Source organism: Chamaesiphon polymorphus CCALA 037 (assembly GCF_003003845.1).
Classification (GTDB): Bacteria; Cyanobacteriota; Cyanobacteriia; order Cyanobacteriales; family Chamaesiphonaceae; genus Chamaesiphon; species Chamaesiphon polymorphus.
On record NZ_PVWO01000444.1, the window covers coordinates 1 to 4,937 of the forward strand.

At 47.6% G+C, this 4,937-nt stretch carries 4 protein-coding genes; 1 reads left to right on the top strand and 3 read right to left on the bottom strand.

Going from position 1 to position 4,937, the window contains the following annotated elements; genetic code table 11:
* From C7B77_RS23940 to tig, 3 genes are all read right to left on the bottom strand, one after another.
* A partial coding sequence (locus C7B77_RS23940) for a ClpX C4-type zinc finger protein (RefSeq protein ID WP_146138485.1) occupies positions 1-655 on the bottom strand: 655 nt, incomplete at its 3' end.
* 226 nt (positions 656-881) lie between these two features.
* Positions 882-1,529 (bottom strand): ATP-dependent Clp endopeptidase proteolytic subunit ClpP, encoded by a 648-nt coding sequence (clpP, locus tag C7B77_RS23945; RefSeq protein WP_106310811.1) that lies wholly within the window; start codon positions 1,527-1,529, stop codon positions 882-884.
* A gap of 414 nt (positions 1,530-1,943) precedes the next feature.
* Entirely contained in the window at positions 1,944-3,329 is a 1,386-nt protein-coding gene (gene tig, locus C7B77_RS23950; protein WP_106310814.1) for a trigger factor, read from the bottom strand.
* 436 nt (positions 3,330-3,765) lie between these two features.
* Here tig and C7B77_RS23955 point away from each other — a divergent pair, with 436 nt between their 5' ends.
* Positions 3,766-4,791, top strand: coding sequence for an aspartate-semialdehyde dehydrogenase (locus C7B77_RS23955; protein WP_106310817.1), 1,026 nt, complete (start codon positions 3,766-3,768; stop codon positions 4,789-4,791).
* Positions 4,792-4,937: the final 146 nt, after the last annotated feature.

Here is a 4,937-nt window from a genome sequence, read left to right on the forward strand (position 1 = left end):
AGATGATGCCGCGTTGGGCTTCTTCGACATCTAAGTCGGCAACTTGGAGCAGGCGCAACAGGATATTTTCGACATCTTCACCGACATAGCCTGCTTCGGTGAGGGTCGTAGCATCGGCGACGGCAAAGGGGACGTCTAAGACTTTAGCCAAAGTCTGCGCGAGCATGGTTTTGCCACAACCCGTCGGGCCGATGAGTAAGATATTCGACTTTTGCAGTTCGACACCATCGTCGATAGCGTTGGCTTTATGGATGCCATTTACCCCCGTAGCTGGCTGTGCGGGGTTGGTAGTCGTACTTTTGGCTTGGGCGTAGCTGAGTCGCTTGTAATGGTTATAGACGGATACTGACAGCACTTTTTTGGCTTCGTCTTGGCCGATGACGTGCTCGTCAAGATATTTCTTTAACTCGCGGGGTTTGGGCATCTGGCTGAGGTTCATCGGCACAGATTCGCGACGTTTGCGCGGCGGCTCGGGTTTTGCGGGTGGATGGCTGACTGGCCCGTTCGGATCTAATAATTCTTCATCGAGGATCTCATTACATAACTCTACACATTCATCACAGATATAGACTCCTGGCCCCGCAATTAACTTGCGAACTTGTTCTTGCGATTTACCGCAAAAAGAACATTTGAGATGGGAGTCATAGTTTTTTATAGCTGGCATATTAGTGAGCGTGCCTCGTGAAGCAAGATAGAGTAAGATTGGCGATCGGGCACTCGATTTGCCGATTATCGGTTGCCGTCTAGTCGGGCTGAACGATCTCTAGAGATCGATTGTAGTCTTTTATGGCGAACGATCGCTACATTATACCAGTACGCTCGATGGTCTCATCGAGCGAGCCGTGGGCTAAAGTCTGGGGACGATCGCTACATTATATATTCTAAGTACGCTCGATGGTCTCATCGATTAAGCCGTAAGATTGAGTCTCGGCTGGAGACATCCAAAAGTCGCGTTCGGTATCTTCGGCAATGCGCTCGATCGGTTGTCCGGTATGATACGCTAGCAACCCGTTGAGATGATTTTTGAGATACAAGATTTCCCGCGCTTGGATTTCGATGTCTACGGCTTGTCCTTGAGCACCACCTAACGGTTGATGGATCATAATCCGTGAGTTAGGTAACGATCTGCGTTTGCCCGGTGCGCCACTGGCTAATAAAAACGCACCCATACTAGCTGCTAAACCATAGCAAGTAGTAGCCACATCGGGACGAATTTGCTGCATGGTATCATAAATTGCCATCCCTGCTGTAATCGATCCGCCTGGAGAATTGATATACAGTTGGATATCTTTTTCGGGATCTTCGGCTTCGAGGAAGAGCATTTGAGCGACGAGAGTATCGGCAACGTTGTCGTTAACTTCGCCACCTAAGAAAATAATCCGTTCGCGTAATAGTCTGGAGTAGAGGTCGAAGGCGCGTTCGCCCATCCCAGATTGCTCTACCACCATCGGTACCACATTGGTACTTGCAAAGATTTCGCTCTGAGTGTAACTAGTAATCGACCCGTAGCTAGAATTGGATACAAGCATGGTGGAATACGTGTAAAAGGAACATAAAATGTTGCCTAAGTGGAATTTTTTTTCACCTAGTTAACCGAATTATACCAATCTCTCACATAATGTTGTGCTCCATTGCTGGGGTAATGCGTTCGGTAAACCTGACTGGATGCGTGAGTTACGTCGATTTTATCGCGATCGGGGCTGCCGTTGCAGAACTATGTGTAAATTTCGCACACTTTGAGATTCAATTTCTAAATGTTCTCTAGGAAAAATGTATTAACTCGATCGTCCGCGCTACGATCTGGTTTTATTTATTTGCTAATTGGTGAAGTCGCTCGGAGCGACACGATCGCCAATCTGGATTGGAGTGCGAAAGTAGTGTGAGATTGAAGATCGCTCTCCAATCTCACATGTGAGTACTAACTGTTTGCGGCACGAATCGATTTATTCAGTTACGGCTTCGGCCAAAATATCGATCGCTTCGGACTCGCCTGCACTGGTAGCTTCATCTTCGTCTGCTGCTTTTAAGGAGCCTGCGGGGACTAATTCTATTTGGGCGTGTTCTTTGAGCCATTCGAGAGTTTTTTCTTTTTGGAGATCTTCGGTAATGAAGCTGCGCAAGCGATTTTCATCGATGTTCTCACCAGCTAATTGGGGAATGATTTCCGACATTTTAGCGGCAATATCTTCATCGCTAACAGTAATGTTCTCTTGTTTGGCGATTTCAGCGATCGCGAGTTGCTGTTTGATGTTCGAGATCGCATCGGTGCGGCAATTTTCTTTCATTTTAGGAATTGTTTCCCGCGTGAAGAGTTTATTTACATCCATGCCATATTGACTGAATTGATTGGCCATTTGGTTGAGGATGTTCATCGTTTCGCGCTCGATGGCTGTCTCTGGCAAATCTGCTTGGGCGACGTCAATCAGGGCAGTTTCGATCGCGGTGATGATATTTTGGTCGGTAGATTTTTTGGCTTGTTCTTGGAACCGCGTGACGATCGATTCGCGGTACTCAGTCAGGGTGTCAAAATCGCTCGCTTCTTTAGCAAAATCGTCGTCTAAGGCAGGTAATTCTTGCTCTTTGAGATCTTTGAGGACGACGTTAAAAATCGCGGGTTGGGCGGCCAAATCTTCACGGGGATAATCGGCGGGGAATGTCACATTAACTTCGCGTGTTTCACCGACATTCATGCCGACGATACCATGGACGAGATCGCTAATGAATTTGCCTTCGGATAATTCGATGTCAAAATCGTCAGCTTGGGCACCATCGATGAGCGTACCGTCGGCAAGTTTGCCCTCATAGTCAACTACGGCAATATCTTCCAGCTTTGCCGCGCGTCCGACGACAGGAATTGTCGTAGCTTTTTCGCGGCGTTGGCGATCGATAAAATCATCTACTTGGGCGGGATCGTAAACGATTTCTTCGGCTTTAACGGCCAATCCGGTATAAGTACCCAAGGTTACCGTTGGTGGGACATCTACCGTCGCCCCAAAAGTCAAAGCTTGTCCGGGGACGTAGGTTTCGAGTAATTTGTCGAAATCAGATGTAATCTGGTAATTACCGATCGCGGGGACTGATTCTTGCTCGATGGCTTGATTTATCGATGGTTCGAGCAAGGCTTCGAGTGCCATGGCTTTGACCTGAGTTTGACCCATCCGTTGTAAGATGACTTGTCTTGGGATTTTTCCCTTGCGGAACCCAGGAATGTTGGCACTGGTAGTCAGTTTTTTAATTGCCTGTTCGTAGTATTTAGTCGTTTGGTCTCCGGTTACTTCTATCTGCAAACCAATCCGGCTGTGTTCGAGTTTTTCCTGGGTAACTTTCATGATGTGTATGTCCGACAACAGTCAATGACGATATGTAAGGGGCTGGGAAATCGTGTAATTATGATATGCTTAGGTCTATAGCCAGTGAGATCGTTAAAGGTAGCACACAATTCGACTTAACTGCTTGCAGTAAGGCAAAGTCGCACTGCAAGCCCGCTACCTAAAGTAGGTTGCTATAGACGCATTATTTATCTAAAATGCCAAGTTTATCTGCACGATTCACCTATTTGATGATAGTACATTGCCGTTCGGTATTAAGTATTTAGGACGGGGGATTTACGATTTAGAGTTTTGGGATCGGATGTTCGAGCGACGTGCGGATCGACTATTATAGATCGGCGATCGATGCGTACCTGAGATCCGTCAGGCTGAAGGCACCGCTGAAATGCGGGCAAATTTTTAGACAATTAATTCAATTTCAGTGGAGGTAGCTTTCTTGTCCGATCGATATCGTGTAGCTATTTTAGGGGCGACAGGTGCTGTCGGTACCGAATTAATCGAATTACTGGCAAGTCGCAATTTTCCGCTTGCCGAACTCCGACTCTTTGCTTCGCCGAAGTCAGCAGGAACCAAGTTAAAGTTCAAAGGTGCGGAAATTACGGTAGAGTGCGTTGACGATCGCTCTTTTGAGGGGATCGATATCGTGCTGGCATCGGCTGGCGGTTCTACTTCTAAAGCTTTGGCTCCCCAAGCTGTCGCGGCTGGTGCGGTAGTTATCGACAACTCCAGTGCTTTTCGGATGCGTCCGGATGTGCCTTTAGTCATTCCCGAAGTCAATCCTCATGCGGCTGCCGAGCATCAGGGGATTATTGCCAATCCCAACTGTACGACGATCTTGATGGCAGTGGCGATTTATCCGCTGCATCAAGTTCAGCCGATTCAACGCGTCGTGGCGGCTACTTATCAATCAGCTAGCGGCGCGGGTGCCAGAGCCATGGCAGAAGTCGAAACCCAAAGTCGGGATATCTTAGATGGCAAAACACCCCAACCCGAAATATTTCCCTATCCGTTGGCATTCAATTTATTTCCCCACAATACCCCGATCGACGATCGCGGCTACTGTGAAGAGGAAATGAAAATGGTCAACGAAACCCGGAAAATTTTTGGTACCCCAGATCTACGCGTCACTGCTACCTGCGTCCGCGTTCCCGTCCTTCGCGCTCACTCCGAAGCCATCAACCTCGAATTTGCCGCGCCTTTCGATCCAGATAAGGCTAGAGCGATTTTAGCCCAAGCTCCGGGTGTAAAATTAGTCGAAGATTGGAGTGCCAATTACTTTCCAATGCCGATCGATGCTTCGGGTAAAGATGAAGTCCTCGTCGGGCGCATCCGTCGCGATATTTCGCACCCTAATGGGTTAGAATTATGGCTCTGCGGCGATCAGATCCGCAAAGGTGCCGCCCTCAATGCGGTTCAAATTGCCGAGCTACTGGTTGAGAACAATTGGCTCAAACGGAAGTAGTCGATTAGAGACATCGCCGAGTAAGGAATATAGATTTTTATATAGGAATGTCTCGATCGATAAGATTGTCGATCGAAGAGTAAGTTTTAAATTAAACTGCTATTTCAAACGCGATCGATTCATCACTCATAAGATATGTAAGAAGT